16 protein-coding genes are annotated in these 18,193 nt (G+C 42.0%); 3 read left to right on the top strand and 13 right to left on the bottom strand.

Going from position 1 to position 18,193, the window contains the following annotated elements:
• Positions 1-16: 16 nt before the first annotated feature.
• The 3 genes from psaA (at position 17) to FN031_RS00545 (ending at position 2,291) form a co-directional block, all read left to right on the top strand.
• On the top strand, positions 17-949 hold the full coding sequence (gene psaA, locus FN031_RS00555) for a metal ABC transporter substrate-binding lipoprotein/adhesin PsaA (RefSeq protein ID WP_142556701.1): 933 nt from the start codon (positions 17-19) through the stop codon (positions 947-949).
• Positions 950-1,057: 108 nt separating this feature from the next.
• Complete coding sequence (tpx, locus tag FN031_RS00550) at positions 1,058-1,552, top strand: thiol peroxidase (protein ID WP_142556699.1); 495 nt, start codon at positions 1,058-1,060, stop codon at positions 1,550-1,552.
• Positions 1,553-1,640: 88 nt separating this feature from the next.
• Entirely contained in the window at positions 1,641-2,291 is a 651-nt protein-coding gene (locus FN031_RS00545; RefSeq protein ID WP_142556697.1) for a metal-dependent transcriptional regulator, read from the top strand.
• A gap of 76 nt (positions 2,292-2,367) precedes the next feature.
• On the opposite strand, the gene dtd is transcribed toward FN031_RS00545, so the two are convergent.
• The 13 genes from dtd to metE all read right to left on the bottom strand — a co-directional run bounded on the left by dtd (position 2,368) and on the right by metE (position 17,840).
• Positions 2,368-2,811 (bottom strand): D-aminoacyl-tRNA deacylase, encoded by a 444-nt coding sequence (gene dtd, locus FN031_RS00540; RefSeq protein ID WP_142556695.1) that lies wholly within the window; start codon positions 2,809-2,811, stop codon positions 2,368-2,370.
• Between the two features lie 30 nt (positions 2,812-2,841).
• Positions 2,842-5,058, bottom strand: coding sequence for a RelA/SpoT family protein (locus FN031_RS00535; RefSeq protein ID WP_142556693.1), 2,217 nt, complete (start codon positions 5,056-5,058; stop codon positions 2,842-2,844).
• Positions 5,059-5,185: 127 nt separating this feature from the next.
• Positions 5,186-6,316: an ABC transporter ATP-binding protein gene (locus FN031_RS00530; protein WP_142556692.1), complete on the bottom strand. Its 1,131-nt coding sequence runs from the start codon at positions 6,314-6,316 to the stop codon at positions 5,186-5,188.
• Between the two features lie 112 nt (positions 6,317-6,428).
• Positions 6,429-7,298, bottom strand: coding sequence for a helix-turn-helix domain-containing protein (locus FN031_RS00525; RefSeq protein ID WP_142556690.1), 870 nt, complete (start codon positions 7,296-7,298; stop codon positions 6,429-6,431).
• 3 nt (positions 7,299-7,301) lie between these two features.
• Complete coding sequence (locus tag FN031_RS00520; protein ID WP_075567919.1) at positions 7,302-7,688, bottom strand: Mini-ribonuclease 3; 387 nt, start codon at positions 7,686-7,688, stop codon at positions 7,302-7,304.
• Positions 7,681-9,024, bottom strand: a complete 1,344-nt coding sequence (gene cysS, locus FN031_RS00515) for a cysteine--tRNA ligase (RefSeq protein WP_142556688.1) — start codon at positions 9,022-9,024, stop codon at positions 7,681-7,683. The genes FN031_RS00520 and cysS overlap by 8 nt, the downstream gene beginning before the upstream one ends.
• Positions 9,025-9,041: 17 nt before the next feature.
• Entirely contained in the window at positions 9,042-9,563 is a 522-nt protein-coding gene (locus FN031_RS00510) for a dihydrofolate reductase family protein (protein ID WP_142556686.1), read from the bottom strand.
• Between the two features lie 162 nt (positions 9,564-9,725).
• Entirely contained in the window at positions 9,726-10,487 is a 762-nt protein-coding gene (locus FN031_RS00505) for a nucleoside phosphorylase (protein ID WP_142556684.1), read from the bottom strand.
• A gap of 3 nt (positions 10,488-10,490) precedes the next feature.
• Positions 10,491-11,348, bottom strand: a complete 858-nt coding sequence (locus tag FN031_RS00500; RefSeq protein WP_142556682.1) for a GNAT family N-acetyltransferase — start codon at positions 11,346-11,348, stop codon at positions 10,491-10,493.
• An 11-nt stretch (positions 11,349-11,359) separates the two neighbouring features.
• Positions 11,360-11,977: a serine O-acetyltransferase gene (gene cysE, locus FN031_RS00495; protein ID WP_142556681.1), complete on the bottom strand. Its 618-nt coding sequence runs from the start codon at positions 11,975-11,977 to the stop codon at positions 11,360-11,362.
• 14 nt (positions 11,978-11,991) lie between these two features.
• Positions 11,992-14,214 (bottom strand): polyribonucleotide nucleotidyltransferase, encoded by a 2,223-nt coding sequence (gene pnp / locus FN031_RS00490; RefSeq protein WP_142556679.1) that lies wholly within the window; start codon positions 14,212-14,214, stop codon positions 11,992-11,994.
• Between the two features lie 447 nt (positions 14,215-14,661).
• On the bottom strand, positions 14,662-15,528 hold the full coding sequence (metF, locus tag FN031_RS00480; RefSeq protein ID WP_142556677.1) for a methylenetetrahydrofolate reductase [NAD(P)H]: 867 nt from the start codon (positions 15,526-15,528) through the stop codon (positions 14,662-14,664).
• 62 nt (positions 15,529-15,590) lie between these two features.
• The gene (gene metE / locus FN031_RS00475) at positions 15,591-17,840 is read right to left on the bottom strand and encodes a 5-methyltetrahydropteroyltriglutamate--homocysteine S-methyltransferase (protein ID WP_142556675.1); all 2,250 of its coding nucleotides are present in this window, start codon (positions 17,838-17,840) and stop codon (positions 15,591-15,593) included.
• Positions 17,841-18,193: the final 353 nt, after the last annotated feature.

Here is an 18,193-nt window from a genome sequence, read left to right as displayed (position 1 = left end):
CTTCTGGAGGAATCTAATGAAAAAATTAGGTACATTGTTTGTTCTTTTTCTTGCTACCATTGGATTAGCTGCCTGTGCTAGCGGAAAAAAAGACACAGCATCTACAAACCAAAAACTAAAGGTTGTAGCAACTAACTCTATCATTGCTGATATTACTAAAAATATCGCTGGTGACAAGATTGATCTTCACAGTATCGTTCCGATTGGTCAAGACCCACACGAATACGAACCACTTCCTGAAGATGTTAAGAAAACTTCTGAGGCTGACCTCATTTTCTATAACGGTATCAACCTTGAAACAGGTGGCAATGCTTGGTTTACCAAATTGGTAGAAAATGCCAAGAAGACTGAAAACAAAGACTACTTTGCAGTCAGCGAAGGCGTTGAAGTCATCTACCTTGAAGGAAAAAATGAAAAAGGAAAAGAAGACCCACACGCTTGGCTCAACCTTGAAAATGGAATTATCTTTGCTAAAAATATCGCCAAACAATTAAGCGCTAAAGACCCTAGCAACAAGGAATTCTACGAAAAGAATCTTAAAGAATACACTGATAAGCTAGACAAACTTGATAAAGAAAGTAAGGATAAATTTAATAACATCCCTGCTGAAAAGAAACTCATTGTAACCAGCGAAGGAGCATTCAAATACTTCTCTAAAGCTTACGGAGTTCCAAGTGCCTACATTTGGGAAATCAACACGGAAGAGGAAGGAACACCTGAACAAATCAAGACCTTGGTTGAAAAACTTCGCCAAACAAAAGTTCCATCACTCTTTGTTGAATCAAGTGTCGATGACCGTCCAATGAAGACTGTTTCACAAGACACAAATATTCCAATTTACGCACAAATCTTTACGGACTCAATCGCTGAAGAAGGTAAAGAAGGTGACAGCTACTACAACATGATGAAATACAACCTTGACAAGATTGCTGAAGGTTTGTCTAAATAATCATTTTAAAAACGTCAGTCACTTTGAATTGGCGTTTTTTTACGGTCAAATCATTGGAAAAATTGAACATTTCCAGGTAAAATGAAAGAAAAAAGATTGGAGTAGCTTATGACTACATTCCTTGGAAACCCTGTTACTTTTACAGGAAAACAACTACAAGTAGGAGACAAAGCACTTGATTTCTCTCTCACAACGACTGACCTTTCAAAAAAATCACTATCAGACTTTGATGGAAAGAAAAAGATTTTAAGTGTGGTTCCTTCTATCGATACTGGAATTTGTTCCCTTCAAACTCGTCGATTTAATGAAGAACTGGCTAGCTTAGACAATACTGTTGTCCTAACGGTATCTATGGACCTTCCATTTGCTCAAAAACGCTGGTGCGGTGCAGAAGGAATTGAAAATGCCATCATGCTATCAGACTATTTCGACCACTCCTTTGGGCGTGACTATGGTCTTTTGATGAATGAGTGGCACATACTCGCTCGAGCAGTATTCGTTCTTGATAGTGACAATATCGTACGCTATGTCGAGTACGTAGATAATATTAATTCTGAACCCGACTTTGAAGCAGCAATTTCTGCTGCTAAAGCTCTCAACTAGAGAAAGCTATCTCTTTATATAGCAGAAAGCTAGAGAAATCTAGCTTTTTTTGATATACTAGTTACAGATAATAAACAAGGAAAAAGCAATGACCCCAAACAAAGAAGATTACTTAAAATGTATTTATGAGATTGGCATGGAAGTTCCTAAAATCACCAACAAAGAAATTGCTGCTCGGATGCAGGTATCTCCTCCAGCGGTAACTGAAATGATTAAGCGCATGCAATCTGAAAATCTCATTCTAAAGAATAAAGAAAATGGCTATTTGCTGACAGACATTGGTTTGAGACTAGTTTCTGAGCTCTATCGCAAACACCGCCTCATTGAGGTATTCTTAGTTCACCACTTAGACTATACTAGCAATCAAATCCACGAAGAAGCTGAAGTTCTAGAACATACTGTATCAGACCTTTTTGTGGAAAGATTGGAAAGTATGTTAGGTTTTCCAAAGACCTGTCCTCATGGTGGTACTATTCCTGCCAAAGGTGAACTTCTGGTTGAGATCAATAACCTGCCACTTTCTGATATCAAAGAAGCAGGAAGCTACCTTCTCACAAGAGTCCATGATAGCTTTGAACTTCTTCAATACTTGGAAAAACATGGCATCCATATTGGAGACCAACTTCAAGTCAAACAGTTTGAAGGCTTCAGTAATACTTTTACTCTGATTCATAACCATGAAGAACTTCAAGTCAGCCTCGAAATCGCTAAGCACCTCTATGTTGAAAAAATGAACTGACCCCCTTATCCCTAGAAGCTTTGTCTTTTAGGGATTTTATAGATAAGAAAAACCAAGCTTGTATGCTTGGTTTTTCTTATCTATTCTTGGTATCTAGGATGATGGTTACTGGACCATCATTGATCAGTTCCACCTGCATATCAGCTCCGAAGACACCTGTCTCAACAGGAACTTCCTTGGCTAGTTCTCGATTTAAGTCTTGGTAAAAAGCCTCAGCCATATCAGGTTTGGCAGCACCTGTAAATGCTGGTCGATTGCCCTTCTTTGTATCTGCAAAAAGAGTGAATTGAGAGATAGAGAGGATTTCCCCCTCAATATCCTTGACTGACAGGTTCATCTTTCCTTCTGCATCCGAAAATATACGCATATTGACGAGCTTTCTCACCGCATAGTCTAGATCTTCTGCTTGGTCTTCAGGGCCAACTCCCACTAGGAGTAATAAACCTTGCTTGATTTGACTATAAACTTGCCCCTCAATGGAGACCTGAGCTTGCTTGACTCGCTGAACGATGATTTTCATAGAAATCCTTTCTGACTGTATCGAGCATACTTAACCATTGGTCCGTTTGACTGAGTAGACTTCTGGTACACTCTTAATCTTATCAACTACTGTTGTCAGAGTTGAAAGATTTGAAATCCCAAAAGAAACGTGAATATTTGCAAATTTCATATCCTTGGTAGGCTGGGCATTTACAGTAGAGATGTTTTTGGTCGTATTTGACAAGACTTGTAACACATCATTCAAAAGACCTGTACGATTGAGACCGTAGATATCAATGTGGGCGATATATTCTTTACTTGAGAATTGATCTTCCCACTCAACATCTAAAAGACGCTGCTCATAGTTTTCCTGCGAACGAAGGTTCATACAGTCAACACGGTGGATGGCAACTCCTCGACCTTTGGTAATATAACCAACGATATCATCACCTGGAACAGGATTACAACATTTGGCAATCCGGATCAAGAGACCAGAAGCACCTTGGATGACGACCCCACCCTCATGCTTGACCTTAAGCGTATCCTTGTTCTCTACCTTGACTTCGCCGCCCTTAACCAGCTCTTCTGCTTCTGCCTTAGCTTTAGCACGCTCTTCTTCACGGCGTTCTTTTTCAGTTAAGCGATTAAAGACGGTGATAGCACCAATTTCTCCAAAACCAATCGCAGCAAAGAGAGATTCTTCTGTCTTGTAGCTGGTTTTTTGGAGAACCTCATCCATGTGTCGCTTATCCATGAATTTATTAGCCACATAGCCATGTTCTTGAAACTGACTGATGAGCATTTCACGGCCTTTATTGATCGATAATTCTTTGTCTTGATTTTTAAAGAACTGACGAATCTTATTCCGAGCCTTGCTGGTCTTGACCATGGTAAGCCAGTCACGACTTGGCCCAAAGGAATTTGGATTGGTAACAATTTCAACCTGGTCGCCTGTTTTCAGTTTTGTAGTTAAAGGAACCATACGCCCATTAACCTTGGCACCTGTTGCTTTTTCACCAATTTTGGTATGAATTTCATAGGCAAAGTCAATCGGTCCGGAATCCTTTGGAAGCGAACGAACTGCCCCATCTGGAGTGAAGACATAAATCTCTTCTGCCAGATAGTTTTCTTTGACAGTATCTACAAATTCCTTGGCATCATCTGCCTGGTCTTGGAGTTCCATCATCTCCTTGATCCAGTTCATCCCAATAGCAGATTCCTTGTTGTTAACTTGACCCTTGATTCCTTTTTTGTAGGCCCAGTGAGCCGCAACCCCGTACTCAGCAACTTCGTGCATTTCCTTGGTACGAATTTGGAATTCAATAGGGCCTTTTGGTCCATAAACAGTAGTGTGGATAGATTGGTAACCATTGGCCTTACGGTTAGCAATATAATCCTTAAAACGCCCAGGCATTGGTTTCCAAAGCTCATGAACATAACCCAACATAGCATAGACATCACTATGAGTCTCTAAGATACAGCGAATCGCAATCAGGTCATAGATTTCCTCAAAACGCTTTTTCTTATCTTGCATCTTACGATAGATAGAGTAGATATGCTTTGGACGACCGTAGATTTTTCCTGTGAGATTCCGTTCGGAAGTATATTCCTCCAACTTGGTCACAACTTCATCGACCAATTCTTCCCGCTCTCTACGCTTCTCCTTCATCATATGGGTAATCTTGTAAAACTCTGTTGGATTGAGATAACGGAATGATAAGTCCTCAAGCTCCCACTTAACACTTGAAATCCCTAGTCGGTGAGCAAGCGGAGCATATATTTCCATGGTTTCTCTAGAAATTCGTTCCTGCTTATCTTTACGGAGGTGATGGAGAGTTCTCATGTTATGCAAACGATCAGACAGCTTAACCAAGATAACACGGATGTCTTCTGACATGGCCATCAGCATCTTGCGGTGATTCTCAGCCAACTGCTCTTCTATAGACTTGTATTCGACCTTACCAAGCTTGGTAACACCGTCTACAATCACTCGAACATCATGACCAAAAACTCTCTCTAAATCATCCAAGCTAGCATCTGTGTCTTCTACCACGTCATGCAAAAAACCACAGGCAACAGTGACAGCGTCCAGCTTGAGCTTAGCCAAGATACCTGCTACCTGGATAGGGTGGATAATGTAAGGCTCGCCTGATTTACGATATTGGCCACTGTGGCACTCTACAGCATAAACCAAGGCCTTATGGACAAAAGCTACATCTTCTTTCGATAAATATTTTTGCGTTAAAGCGACGACTTCATCGCCAGAATAAATTACTTCTTTGGGCATGCATACTCTCCAGTTCTTCCTACCATTTTATCACTTTTTCGACAATAAGAAAACTAGAAGAACCTAGAGCTTTATAAGAAAAACACTGCTAGAATTATTCTAGCAGTGTTTGATCATTTCTTATATCTTAGTAAACTGTTTTTTCAGTTTCTACATCGAAGAAGTGTGCTTTGTTTAGGTCAAATCCAAGTTCAACTGTTGCACCTGCTTGCAAGTAGTCACGAGCGTCAACTTTTGCAACAAACTCGTCTTTACCAACTTGGCAGTATAGGTGAGATTCAGAACCAAGCAACTCTGATACAGAGATAGTTGCTTTAACAACTGATTCTGGGAATGTTTCAAGGAAAGCAGGCTCAGCGTTCACGTCTTCTGGACGGATACCGAAGATCAATTCTTTACCTTCATAACCTTTTTCACGAAGAACTTTCAAAGCTCCTTCTGGAACTTTCAAGTTAAAGCCGTCACCAACGATGTGGTCACCGTTCAATTTAACGTTGATGAAGTTCATAGCTGGGCTTCCGATGAATCCTGCTACGAATTTGTTAACTGGGTTTTTGTAAACTTCTTGAGGAGTACCGATTTGTTCAACACGTCCGATAGTACCTGTTCCAGCAGGGTTCTTAGTAGCTGACATGATAACGATACGGTCTGCAAGTGTCATCGCTTCAGTTTGGTCGTGAGTTACGTAGATAGTTGTTGCTCCGATACGACGGTGGATTTTAGCAATTTCAGCACGCATTGATACACGAAGTTTCGCGTCCAAGTTTGACAAAGGCTCGTCCATCAAGAACACTTTTGCATCACGGACGATCGCACGACCCATGGCAACACGTTGACGTTGACCACCAGAAAGGTCAGCAGGTTTACGTTCCAAAAATTCTTTCAATCCGAGGATTTCAGCTGCTTCTTGTACACGTTTGTCGATATCTTCTTTACTGTATTTACGCAATTTCAAACCGAAAGCCATGTTGTCGTATACAGTCATGTGTGGGTAAAGAGCGTAGTTTTGGAATACCATGGCGATATCACGGTCTTTTGGAGCTACGTCGTTGACAACCACACCATCGATAGATGCAGTACCTTCTGTGATGTCTTCAAGACCTGCAATCATACGGAGTGTAGTTGATTTACCACATCCTGAAGGTCCTACGAAAACGATAAATTCTTTGTCTTTGATATCCAAGTTGAAGTCTTCAACTGAATAGTGTTCGCTGTTTGGATATTTTTTGTAAATATTTTTAAGATTTAATTCTACCATTGTGGAGAACTCCTTTTGTTTTTGATAGTTTTATTATATATGAAAACGCTTTACCTTTCTATGGCAAGTTGACCAAAAAACAAAAAAAGTTCTGTGCAACTTGCACAAAACTTTATAGGATATCTGGTAAGATGAGTTGATAACAGAGTGTTAAATCCGTCAAATCCTTTAATTGAAGCCCTGTTAATTCTTCCCATTTATCAATCTTGTACTGGAGAGAATTACGATGCAAATACAATTGCTGAGCCGTTTTTGTCAGAACCGCACTATTGTCCCAAAGAGACAAAATAATTTCCTGAATCTGGTCTTGGTCCTGAATCAACTGACGAAGGTAGTCCTTGATAATTCTAAGGTCAACCTGTTTTTCTCCAAGGCTCCAGAGATAGAGTTGAGAAAAAGTCTGAACCCCTTGATGGCCTTGACGCCACCAAGTCTTAAAGAGCTCGCGCTCAGACTTGATTAAGTCTGATAAGGATTGTTGAGCATTCTGTGACCAGACCTGCCCCAACATAATCGACAGACGAAGTCCAAAGTCATACTCTACTGCTTCGAGAGTATCTGATAAGATCGAACGAACAGAGATATACTTATCCTGCTGGAGAACAAAGAGATAATCCTGAGCCCCTACCTGAATCGTAGTTAAGTAATTTGGAAACAGGATTCGCATCATATCTAACCAAGAAGAGAGATTCTCCTGTTGGAAATAAGACAGGTGGCAATATACAAGCTGTATTTTCTTGAAAGTTTGAGGCGCTTGGCCCTTACCTTCAATCAAATGGCTATACCAAGGATTGAGCGAGATAGTTTGTTCCTGCTGGGTTAAGAGAGAAACCAATTGTTTCTCACGTTCACTCAGACTAGCTTCCTCCAGCAAAAACCACTGATTATTTGGCAAAGATAGGCAAAGATAACCTTCTTTGTCTACTGGTTGATCTAAGATTTTACCATCTGGAAACCAATCTAGTAGTTCTTTTGCTAACATATGCTATTCCTCCACTTTTTGGATGCACCAAGAGATCAAAGTTTCTAGGCGATCCATATTTTCAGTCATATGGAGATAACCCATGACAGCTTCAAAACCTGTAGACATACGGTAGGTGACAACATCAGCATTCTTTGCCTTGGTATGGCTATTGGTGTTACGCCCTCGTTTATAGATTTCTTCTTCTTTCTCAGTCAGAACTTGCTCCTCCAACATCAGTGAAATCAAACGAGCCTGAGCCTTGGCTGAAACATACTTGGTTGCCTCTTGGTGGAGTTTATTGGGCTTGGTCATACCTTTTAGGATGAGGTGACGGCGAATATACATCGAATACACCGCATCTCCTTCAAAGGCTAGAGCAATCCCGTTAATGAGATTGACATCAATCACGTGTCCACCTCACTCCATCCTTAGTATCCAGTAGCTTAATCCCTTGAGCAGCCAATTGGTCACGGATTTGGTCAGCTGTCGCAAAATCACGATTGGCACGCGCTTCTTGACGTTTTTGAATCAAAACTTCGATCTCTTCATCCAAAACTTCCTCGACAAAAACAATACCAAAGACCTCTAACATAGCTGCAAGAGCTTCCTTAACCGCTGCACCATAGTTGCCTGAATTGATCCACTTGGCCATTTCAAAGACAACTGTGATTCCATTAGCCGTATTGAAATCCTCATCCATAGCAACCACGAACTTATCTTTAAAAGCTTGCAACTCTTGAGAATCTACATCTCCAGTATATGGTTGCTCATAGGTGTTCTTTAGATACTTGAGATTGGTCTCGGCATCACGCACAGCCTTTTCCGTAAAGTTGATAGGTTTGCGGTAATGCTGAGTCGCAAAGAAGAAACGAAGCACTTGGCCATCAATGGTTTTAAGAGCATCATGCACGGTGATAAAGTTACCCAAGGACTTGGACATCTTGACATTGTCGATGTTGACAAAACCATTGTGCATCCAGTAATTAGCAAAAGTCTTGCCTGTCTTGGCTTCTGACTGGGCAATTTCGTTGGTGTGGTGTGGAAACTCAAGGTCAGCTCCACCACCGTGAATATCGATGGTATCGCCTAAAATCTCAGTCGACATAACTGAACACTCGATGTGCCAGCCCGGACGACCAGGCCCCCAAGGACTGTCCCAAGAAATCTCTCCTGGTTTGGCTGCTTTCCAAAGGGCAAAGTCTACAGGATTTTCCTTGCGAGCTGTTTCTTCGTCTGTCCGACCTGAAGCTCCTAGCTCCAAGTCTTCTAAGCTTTTATTGGCCAACTTAGCATAGTTATGGGATTTTTCCACACGGAAATAGACATCGCCCTGACTCTCATAGGCATAGCCTTTTTCAATCAGGTCTTCCACAAAACGGATGATGTCAGCCATAAACTCGACTACTCGTGGATGACGAGTCGCAGGCTTAACGCCCAAGGCCGTAACATCCTCACGAAATGCAGCGATATACTTATCAGCTACTTCTTGAGGTGTGATGCCTTCTTCTTTGGCACGGTTGATAATCTTATCATCCACATCGGTAAAGTTGGAAATATAGGCTATCTCATAGCCACGGTACTCAAAGTAGCGACGAATAGTATCGAAGGCAACTGTCGAGCGGGCATTACCCACGTGGATATAGTTGTAGACGGTTGGCCCACAGACATACATCTTGACCTTACCGTCCTCGATTGGGACAAATTCTCGCAAATCACGAGACATGGTGTCGTAAATTTTAATCATGCGGTCAACTCCCTTCTCTATTTCTGATTTTTTCGGCTGAAAATCAGCTCTGCAAAAGGGCCAAATTGTCTGAGGCTATCCAGTTGGTAAAAGCGCTGCTCTTCCTCTTGGGTAAAGAGGGGAACCCCCTTTCCCAGGATAAGGGGCGCTATCTGAATAATGAGGTGGTCGAATAGATCCGCATCCAAGAGCGGTCCTACCAAGGAATTACCACCAATCACAAAGACATTTTTGCCTTTGTCAATCTGGTGAACAAAGTCCACCACATCCCCAGCAACTGGCTGGTAATTGCTGACAGGCAGGTGCCTATCATGCGTAAAGACATAGTTTTCCGTAGCTTGATAAAAACTTTCTACATCTTGCAAATCTTGGATTTCCTCAAAGGTCCGCTTGCCCATGATGGTGATATCCATTTGCCTGTAAAAGTCGTCATAGCCTGTATCCTCTACAGAACCAAGCTGATGCAGCCAGTCTATCCTGTGCTGGCTGTCTGCCAAGTAGCCATCCATGGTGATACAGCCGTAAAAATATACTGCCATTCTTGTAGTTCCCTTTCTAGTTCTGCTTCGCCTTCACTTAGCAGGATAGACCCAGATGATTAGAGCTAAGCTAATCAAAATATTCAGCAAAATCCTTGCTGGACAAGAAAAATAAGCCAGACAACAGTAATTCCAATTCGTACCTATTAGTAGAGAGTAGTTTTAATCCAAATCTCCAGCAATTACTAGTGCTATCTCAAAGAAAGTCATAGCATCCACTTTTCTATCCTCGCGTCTAGCATCCCATTCGTGATTTTGATGGTCGACATAGTCAGCTGTGTAGAAAAATTGATAGACATTGGCTAGTCGATATTGGGCCCAGGCCATGATAGCTGAAGCTTCCATATCTACAACTCTAGCTCCTGCTGCTAGTCTTCGTTTGACCTTAGCAGCTGTCTCACGATAGAAGGCATCTGTGGTCCAAGACTTTGTTTGAATATGCTCAATGCCAGCTTTATCCAAGGCTTTTTCCATAGTTAAGAGTAGAGATTGCTCATAGGCTATTTCATCACTTGCTGGAGCATAGTGATAACTAGTACCTTCATCACGTAAAGCCGAGATTGGTAGGATAATCTTATCTGCTTGAATAGACTGGTCTAGAACTCCGCAAGATCCTAAAATGATAAAGTTCTTAAATCCTCTTGCTTTGAGTTCTTCTAAGAGTCCAACAACCATTGGAGCTCCAATAAGAGCCATAGCAACTGCTACCTTACTCCCATCTTTTTCATAGATATACCATGGCAGTTTACCATTTAGATTGGTAAGATAGCCACCTTCATAGACTCCGTCTATCTGCTTTACTCGTTCAAGGATTTCTCCATTAAAAGACAAGATAATGGTATCACAGATTTCTCCACCACTAAGGAGGCTTCGATCTGTTGGCTCGATAACAGCAGGTACATTTTCAAATTCTTCTAATAGCATTTATTACTCTTTCGCATTCAGATAAACCACCTGGGTCTGTTTAACAAAGCCAATCTTTTCATACAAACGTTTGGCACCTACATTGCTATCTTCCACGGCAATCTGAAACTCCTTGTCATTTTGCTCAATCAGTTTGTTGACGAGGGATTTTGCTAGATAGCTTCCGTAGCCTTGCCCACGTTCAAGCTCAGCTATTGCTAAACCATAGAGGTAATTCGTATTACTCGATAAATCAACTGTACAAGTTCCAATAACCTGACCGTTTTTTAATAAAATATATAGGCGACTTTCTGGATCTTTCAGAGCTTTAGCGACATATCTATCCACAACATCTTTAGATTCATGTTCCTCTGAAAATGCCTGAAATTTTAACTGACTAATTTGATCCTGATAAGAACGATCTGCTAACAAAACGTCCAGATTGGAAACAGTTGCTAACGGATAAGGTCTTCTATCCTTACCTAACCAGGTTTCTGTCTCTTCATCCTCGACCAGTCCCCAGTTGTTGACAAAATCAGGATGGCGCTCTAGAAAAACACGCTCTGTCTGAAAAGTCACAGACTCAATTGGATAAGATGCCGTTTCTTTCTGAAAACTTCTATACAAAGCCCGCGCAATTCCTTGACGACGATGATTGGGGTGGACCAGGATCGCTACTTCCACATCTTGGTCATCTGCATAGACGGTTAATAGGCCAACAAGTTCACCTTTTTCATAATAAAGGAAAAAGGCGGGCATGTTTGGGTCAAAATTAAGCATGTTAGAGAGATAGGGCTCCCGAAAAGTTCCGTCATAGTTCTGACAGGTAGCAATCAGGGCCTTGACTTCCAATAGTTGGTGGTCATTGGTTGCTTGAATCATATAGGTAACCTCTACAGCCCCGACGACCTGTGACTGGCTTCTCTAGCATGCTCAAGTTTATTGACGTAGTATTCACGTTTTTCTTCAACTTCATGAATAGTTAGCTCATCTTTTTGCCCATGAACGCGGACAATCTTGGCTGGAATACCGACAACTGTTACATCACTAGGTACGTCCGCCACAACAACCGCTGCAGCACCGACCTTGGCATTTTCACCGATTTCAACGGGTCCAATGACTTGAGCATGAGCAGAGATGAGAACACCTTTACGAATGGTCGGATGGCGTTTGCCACAATCCTTCCCAGTCCCACCAAGGGTTACCCCATGATAGAGGAGTACTCCCTTTTCAACGATAGCAGTCTCTCCAATCACGAGACCTCCCCCATGATCGATAAAAACACCTGAATCGATCTGAGCGCCCGGATGGATCTCAATCTGAGTCCAGAAGCGCCAAAACTGACTGTGCATCCGAGCCAAGAGTTTAAAGCCGTGCTTCCAGAGAAAATGAGAGAGACGGTGGGCAGCCAAGGCCTTAACTCCAGGGTAAGTCAGTAAGACTTCCAGGGTGTTACGAGCCGCTGGATCATTTTCTTTTACAATATCAATGGTTTCACGCCACCATCCCATACATTTTTCCTTTCTTATTCTGAATCTTTTGGTGTTTCTGTAGTTTCTTTCTTAGGTTTGTGGTCCTTGTGGTGGTGACGAGGACGATCGCCATGACGATGACCTTTATCCCCTTTTTCTTCTGAACGTTCAGGTTTTGGCGGACGTGGCAAGAGTGCCTTCATAGAAGCATCTACACGACCTTTTTCATCGATCTTAATAACCTTCACATCTACAAAATCACCAATTTGAACTAAATCTTCTACATTATTGGTACGTGTCCAAGCCATTTCAGAGATATGTACAAGGGCATCTGTCTTATCAAATAGGTTGACAAAGGCACCAAATTTCTCGATACGAACAACTTTGGCATGGAAAACTTCATCCACTTTGGCTTCACGAACCAAACCAGCGATGATTTCTTTAGCACGGTTGATGGCATCTTGGTCGCTAGAGTAAATAGACACATTTCCTTCTTCATCGATATCAATCTTAACGCCTGTTTCAGCGATGATCTTGTCAATGGTTTCTCCACCCTTACCGATGACAATCTTAATCTTGTCCACATCAATCTTGATGGTATCAATTTTCGGAGCTGTTGGAGCCAATTCTGGACGAACTTCTGGAATAGTAGCTTCAATCACATCAAGGATTTCAAAACGAGCTTTCTTGGCTTGAGCAAGAGCTTCCGTCAAGATTTCTGCAGTGATTCCTTGGATCTTGATATCCATCTGAAGGGCAGTAATCCCGTCGCGAGTACCTGCAACCTTGAAGTCCATATCTCCAAAGTGGTCTTCCAAACCTTGGATATCTGTCAATACTGTGTAGTTGTTTCCATCTGAGATGAGCCCCATGGCAATCCCTGCTACTGGCGCCTTGATTGGCACACCACCAGCCATAAGGGCAAGAGTGCCGGCACAGATAGAGGCCTGAGATGAAGAACCGTTTGATTCCAAGACTTCTGCTACCAGACGGATAGCGTATGGGAATTCTTCCAAGCTTGGCAATACTTGAGCAAGGGCACGCTCACCAAGAGCACCGTGACCAATTTCACGACGACCTGGTGCACCGTAACGTCCTGTTTCCCCTACAGAGTATTGTGGGAAGTTATAGTGGTGCATAAAGCGTTTCTTGTGTTCTGGATCCAAACCATCGATGGTTTGTGCTTCACCCATTGGTGCCAAGGTCAAGACAGATAGGGCTTGCGTTTGTCCACGAGTGAAGAGACCTGAGCCGTGTACACGAGGTAAGAAGTCAACGACTGCATCCAAAGGACGAATTTCATCAACCTTACGACCATCAGGACGAACCTTGTCTTCTGTAATCAAACGGCGCACTTCTGCGTGTTCCATTTGTTCCAAAATTTCAGCCACATCACGCATGATACGGTCAAATTCTTCGTGATCTGCATATTTTTCTTGGTAAACTGCAGTTACTTGGTCTTTGACTGCTTGAGTTGCAGCTTCACGAGCCAATTTTTCTTCTACTTGGACCGCTTTTTGAAGGTCACTGTTGTAGGCCGCAATGATTTCGGCTTGCAATTCCTCATCTACATGAAGCAATTCAACTACTGCTTTTTCTTTACCTACCGCTGCAACGATTTCTTCTTGGAAGGCAATCAATTCTTTAACAGCTTCATGTCCTTTAAGAAGAGCTTGTAGCATGATTTCTTCTGACAATTCTTTAGCACCAGACTCTACCATGTTGATAGCGTGCTTAGTACCGGCTACTGTCAATTCAAGAAGAGAGCGCTCTGCTTGTTCTTGAGTTGGGTTGATGATGATTTCACCATCGACATAACCTACTTGTACCCCAGCGATTGGTCCGTCAAATGGAATATCTGAGATAGACAAGGCCAATGATGAACCAAACATAGCTGCCATTGGTGCAGATGCATTTTCATCGTAAGAAAGAACTGTATTGATCACTTGTACTTCATTACGGAAACCTTCCGCAAACATAGGACGGATTGGACGGTCAATCAAACGCGCCGTCAAAGTCGCGTCTGTCGAAGGACGTCCTTCACGCTTCATAAAGCCACCTGGAAACTTCCCAGCTGCGTACATTTTTTCTTCGTAGTTAACTTGGAGTGGGAAGAAATCCCCAGTTGCCATTTTCTTAGACATAACTGCTGCAGTCAAGACAGTTGACTCACCGTAACGAACGACAACAGCGCCATTTGCTTGCTTAGCAACCTGACCAGTCTCTACGATCAACTCACGACCCGCAAAAGTCGTTTGAAACACATGTTTTGTCATTTTAATCCCCTTTGGATTGATAAAATTATACGCCTTGCCTACAAAGATCAAGATACTAAGGCCGTCAAAAGCAAAGTAAAAATAGGAAACTGGCGAAGTCTTCGATGAAGACAAGACAGTTTATCTTTTTTACACGGCTTTTCGGCCGGGTTCAATTCATCAAGATACCAAGCCGTTAAGCAACTCAAAGGAAAATAGGAAATCGAACGACGGAGCGAATGCTCCTAGGTAGATTTATCTTTTTCCACAGAGTTGTAGGCGTGTTCAATTACTCATGATATTTTGGACATTTAAAGTTGATTTTTTGCAACCTTAATAATTTAAATACCCTCATCTTTGTATCAAGTACGTACAGAGTCTATTTTATCATATTTTTCTTAAAAAGTACGGGCTTTTCTATAAAAAAAGGAACCATTCTTTTCACCAGAAAAGAATGGTCTGCTTTTTTTATTTTACAGGCTGATGGTTAAACAAGGCATGGGTTGCTTGATGAATATATTGGGCAGTTTCTGCATTGTTCATAGTGTAGAGATGCACACCTGCAACGTCTTGCGTTACCAAGTCCACGATTTGGTCTACGGCATAGGCAAGTCCTGCTGCTTTGAGTGACTCAGGGTCATTCTCATACTTGTCCAAGATAGCCTTAAACTTACGTGGGAGATGGATATTCTCACAAGTCTTCAAGAGACGAAGAGCTTGGTTACGGTTAAGGATTGGCATAATCCCTGCATGAATTGGCACATCAATCCCTGCCAAGGTACACTTGTCTTGGAAATCGTAGAAACGCTCATTGTCAAAGAAAAGTTGCGTTACTAGACTAGAGCATCCTGCATCCACTTTTTTCTTGAGATTTTGGATATCTGAGATTTGATTTGGCGAGTCTGGATGTCCTTCAGGATAACAAGCACCAATGATATCAAAGTGTGGGGCCTGTTCCTTGATGAACTCAATCAAGTCTGTCGCATAACGGAAATCCTTCTGTGGCTCAACTCCTGGAATGATATCTCCACGAAGGGCCAAAATCTTCTGTACGCCAACCTTGTCCAAATCTCTAATGGTTTCAGCAACCTTGTCCTTGGTCAAGTAGATAGCTGGCAAGTGAGCAATGGTCTTAATATTTAAGTCATTTTGAATATAGTCAGCCAAACGAACCGTCGTCTCTTTGATATTAAATTTATTATTACTTGCAGTCACACTGATGAAGTGTGGTGCTAAATCCTGCATATTTTGGAGTGCAGAAATAATTTTATCATTGCCTACTTCTGGGTTTGGAGGGAAAACTTCAAATGAGAGGGACGGTGTTTGACGTGACATATGTATGAACCTTTTCTAGTTGATTTCTTACTGATCAACCGTGTAGGGAGAATTGACTTTTCTTACAATTTCTCACGCGCAGCTTTAGCAGCTTCTACAAGGCGGATCAAGCTTTCTTTAGTTTCTGGGATACCACGTGTTTTCAAACCACAGTCAGGGTTGATCCATACTTTCTTGCTTGGAACTTTCGCAAGGATGGCTTCGATTGTGTGGTCGATTTCGCCTTCATTAGGCACACGAGGAGAGTGGATATCGTAAACTCCAGGACCCACTTCTGTCTGGAAGTTTTGAGCTTTGAGTTCATCCAAGATTTCAAGGTTTGAACGGCTAGCTTCAAATGAGATAACATCCGCATCCATGTTGTCGATAGCTTTGATGATATCTGTGAATTCTGAGTAACACATGTGAGTGTGGATTTGAGTATCTGGCGCTACTGTTGAGTGTACCAAGCGGAAGGCTGGAATAGCCCAGTCAAGGTAATCTTCGTACCAGTCGCTACGACGGAGTGGCAATTTCTCACGAAGAGCAGCCTCATCGATTTGGATAATCTTCACGCCTGCAGCTTCAAGGTCAAGAACTTCATCCTTGATTGCAAGAGCGATTTGAAGAGTAGAATCCTTGATAGAGAGGTCTTCACGTGGGAATGACCAGTTAAGGATGGTAACAGGTCCAGTCAACATACCTTTAACAGGTTTGTCAGTACGGCTTTGTGCGTAGCTAGACCATTTAACAGTGATTGGGTTGAGACGAGTAACATCGCCCCAGATGATTGGTGGTTTAACCCCACGCATACCGTATGATTGTACCCAACCATTCTTAGAGAAGAGGTAACCTGACAAGTTTTGACCGAAGTACTCAACCATGTCATTACGCTCGAATTCACCGTGTACAAGCACGTCAAATCCAACTTCTTCTTGCCATTTAATCCATTCGTCGATTTGTTCTGCCAAGAACTTGTCATAGTCTTCTGCTGACAACTCACCCTTACGGAAGGCCAAACGTTTGGCACGAACTTCCTTAGTTTGAGGGAATGAACCGATGGTTGTTGTTGGAAGGGCTGGAAGTTTGAAGGCATCTTCTTGGATAGCTTCACGTTCTGCAAAGGCTGGCAAACGAGTGTAGTCTGCATCTGACAATCCAGCGATACGAGCACGAAGTTCAGCATTTTCACCAACACGTTCAGTCGCAAAGAGTTCTTTGTTTGCTGCAAGAGCCTCTGCACCTTGACCATTGCGGATAGCATCCAAATCACGGATCTCATCCAATTTTTCAACTGCAAATGCAAAGTGGTTCAAGATAGCTGGTTCAAATTCTTCATTAGCAGTTGTAAATGGCACATGAAGAAGTGAACATGAGCTTGTCAAAACGATGTTTTCAGCTGGGATTTGCTCAAGAACAGCCAAGCTCTTTTCGTAGTTGTTGCGCCAGATGTTCTTACCATTGACAATACCTGCATAAAGAGTCTTGTCAGCTGGGAAGCCACCTTTAACGAGTTCAAGAGTTTTCTTACCTTCAACGAAGTCAAGACCGATGGCATCGACTGGCAATTTCACAAGGTCAGAGTAAATGTCACGAACGTCTCCGAAGTAGGTTTGAAGCAAGACTTCAAGACCTTTTTTGTCAGCCAACAATTTGTTGTAAAGGTTCAAGAAGAGAGCTTTTTCCTCAGCTGACAAATCTTTGACAAGAGCTGGCTCATCGAGTTGGATACGAGTCGCACCAAGTTCAGCCAATTTTGCAAAAACTTCTTGGTAAGCAGCTACAAAGCTATCTACGAAGTCTTCTGCTTTTACGCCTTCTTCAAAGTCTGACAATTGAAGGAAAGTGAATGGTCCTACAAGGACTGGGCGAGTGTTAAGGCCAAGTTCTTTTGCTTCTTGGAACTCATCAAAGATCTTGTGACCAGCCAATTTTACTTGAGTGTCTTTTTCAAATTTAGGAACGATGTAGTGGTAGTTAGTGTTGAACCATTTCTTCATCGGAAGGGCACGAACATCCCCTTTTTCACCTTGGTAACCACGAGCCAAAGCAAAGTAGCGCTCAAGTTCTGATAATTCCAAGTTTTGAACAGATGCAGGAACCACGTTAAAGAGGAAAGCTGCATCTAGGAAGTTGTCATAGTGAGAAAAGTCATTTGATGGGATTTCAGTGATGCCTTTTTCTTTGACGATGTTCCAGTGTTTAGCACGCAATTCTTTAGCAGCAGCCAAAAGTTCTTCTTCTGAGATTTCTTTTCTAAAGTATTTTTCAGTTGTAAATTTTAATTCGCGGAATTCACCCAAACGAGGGAAACCGATAATTGTAGTTGACATGTTTTGTCCTCCAAAAATTGTTGTTGAAACTATCTTAACAGAAAAGAAATCATCTGTATAATTGTAAAAAATTAGGCTTTGATATAGTTTGAAACTATATCAAATTTTAAAGCACAAAAAAAGATTTAGAGAAGATTCCCCAAATCCTTTGATAGATAAAGAGTTATAGCCTTTTCATAGTTGCGACATTCATCGCAAAATAATAGTGAACTGGTAATTTACTATGGCTTGTTATTAGAAAAGACTATAGGTTGATTTTTCTTTTGTAATTCTGATTTTTCCCTGAAAAGTGCGGACGGGAGCAAATTACTTCGTAATTTCATCCCTAATTTTTGAGCCAGAGTGTCTCAGAA

It is taken from the genome of Streptococcus mitis, assembly GCF_902159415.1.
GTDB classification, from domain to species: domain Bacteria; phylum Bacillota; class Bacilli; order Lactobacillales; family Streptococcaceae; genus Streptococcus; species Streptococcus mitis_BG.
Note: the sequence above shows the minus strand (reverse complement) of the source record. Positions and strands in the feature narration are given on the sequence as shown.

Bases quoted from the DNA above. Each gene is read 5' to 3' on its own strand.
- cysE (WP_142556681.1), bottom strand. From the start codon at position 11,977: ATGGGATGGTGGCGTGAAACCATTGATATTGTAAAAGAAAATGATCCA.
- cysS (WP_142556688.1), bottom strand. From the start codon at position 9,024: ATGATTAAAATTTACGACACCATGTCTCGTGATTTGCGAGAATTTGTC.
- tpx (WP_142556699.1), top strand. From the start codon at position 1,058: ATGACTACATTCCTTGGAAACCCTGTTACTTTTACAGGAAAACAACTA.
- FN031_RS00500 (WP_142556682.1), bottom strand. From the start codon at position 11,348: ATGATTCAAGCAACCAATGACCACCAACTATTGGAAGTCAAGGCCCTG.
- metF (WP_142556677.1), bottom strand. From the start codon at position 15,528: ATGTCACGTCAAACACCGTCCCTCTCATTTGAAGTTTTCCCTCCAAAC.
- psaA (WP_142556701.1), top strand. From the start codon at position 17: ATGAAAAAATTAGGTACATTGTTTGTTCTTTTTCTTGCTACCATTGGA.
- FN031_RS00530 (WP_142556692.1), bottom strand. From the start codon at position 6,316: ATGGTAGAATTAAATCTTAAAAATATTTACAAAAAATATCCAAACAGC.
- FN031_RS00545 (WP_142556697.1), top strand. From the start codon at position 1,641: ATGACCCCAAACAAAGAAGATTACTTAAAATGTATTTATGAGATTGGC.
- FN031_RS00525 (WP_142556690.1), bottom strand. From the start codon at position 7,298: ATGTTAGCAAAAGAACTACTAGATTGGTTTCCAGATGGTAAAATCTTA.
- pnp (WP_142556679.1), bottom strand. From the start codon at position 14,214: ATGACAAAACATGTGTTTCAAACGACTTTTGCGGGTCGTGAGTTGATC.
- FN031_RS00510 (WP_142556686.1), bottom strand. From the start codon at position 9,563: ATGGCAGTATATTTTTACGGCTGTATCACCATGGATGGCTACTTGGCA.
- FN031_RS00505 (WP_142556684.1), bottom strand. From the start codon at position 10,487: ATGCTATTAGAAGAATTTGAAAATGTACCTGCTGTTATCGAGCCAACA.
- FN031_RS00535 (WP_142556693.1), bottom strand. From the start codon at position 5,058: ATGCCCAAAGAAGTAATTTATTCTGGCGATGAAGTCGTCGCTTTAACG.
- metE (WP_142556675.1), bottom strand. From the start codon at position 17,840: ATGTCAACTACAATTATCGGTTTCCCTCGTTTGGGTGAATTCCGCGAA.
- dtd (WP_142556695.1), bottom strand. From the start codon at position 2,811: ATGAAAATCATCGTTCAGCGAGTCAAGCAAGCTCAGGTCTCCATTGAG.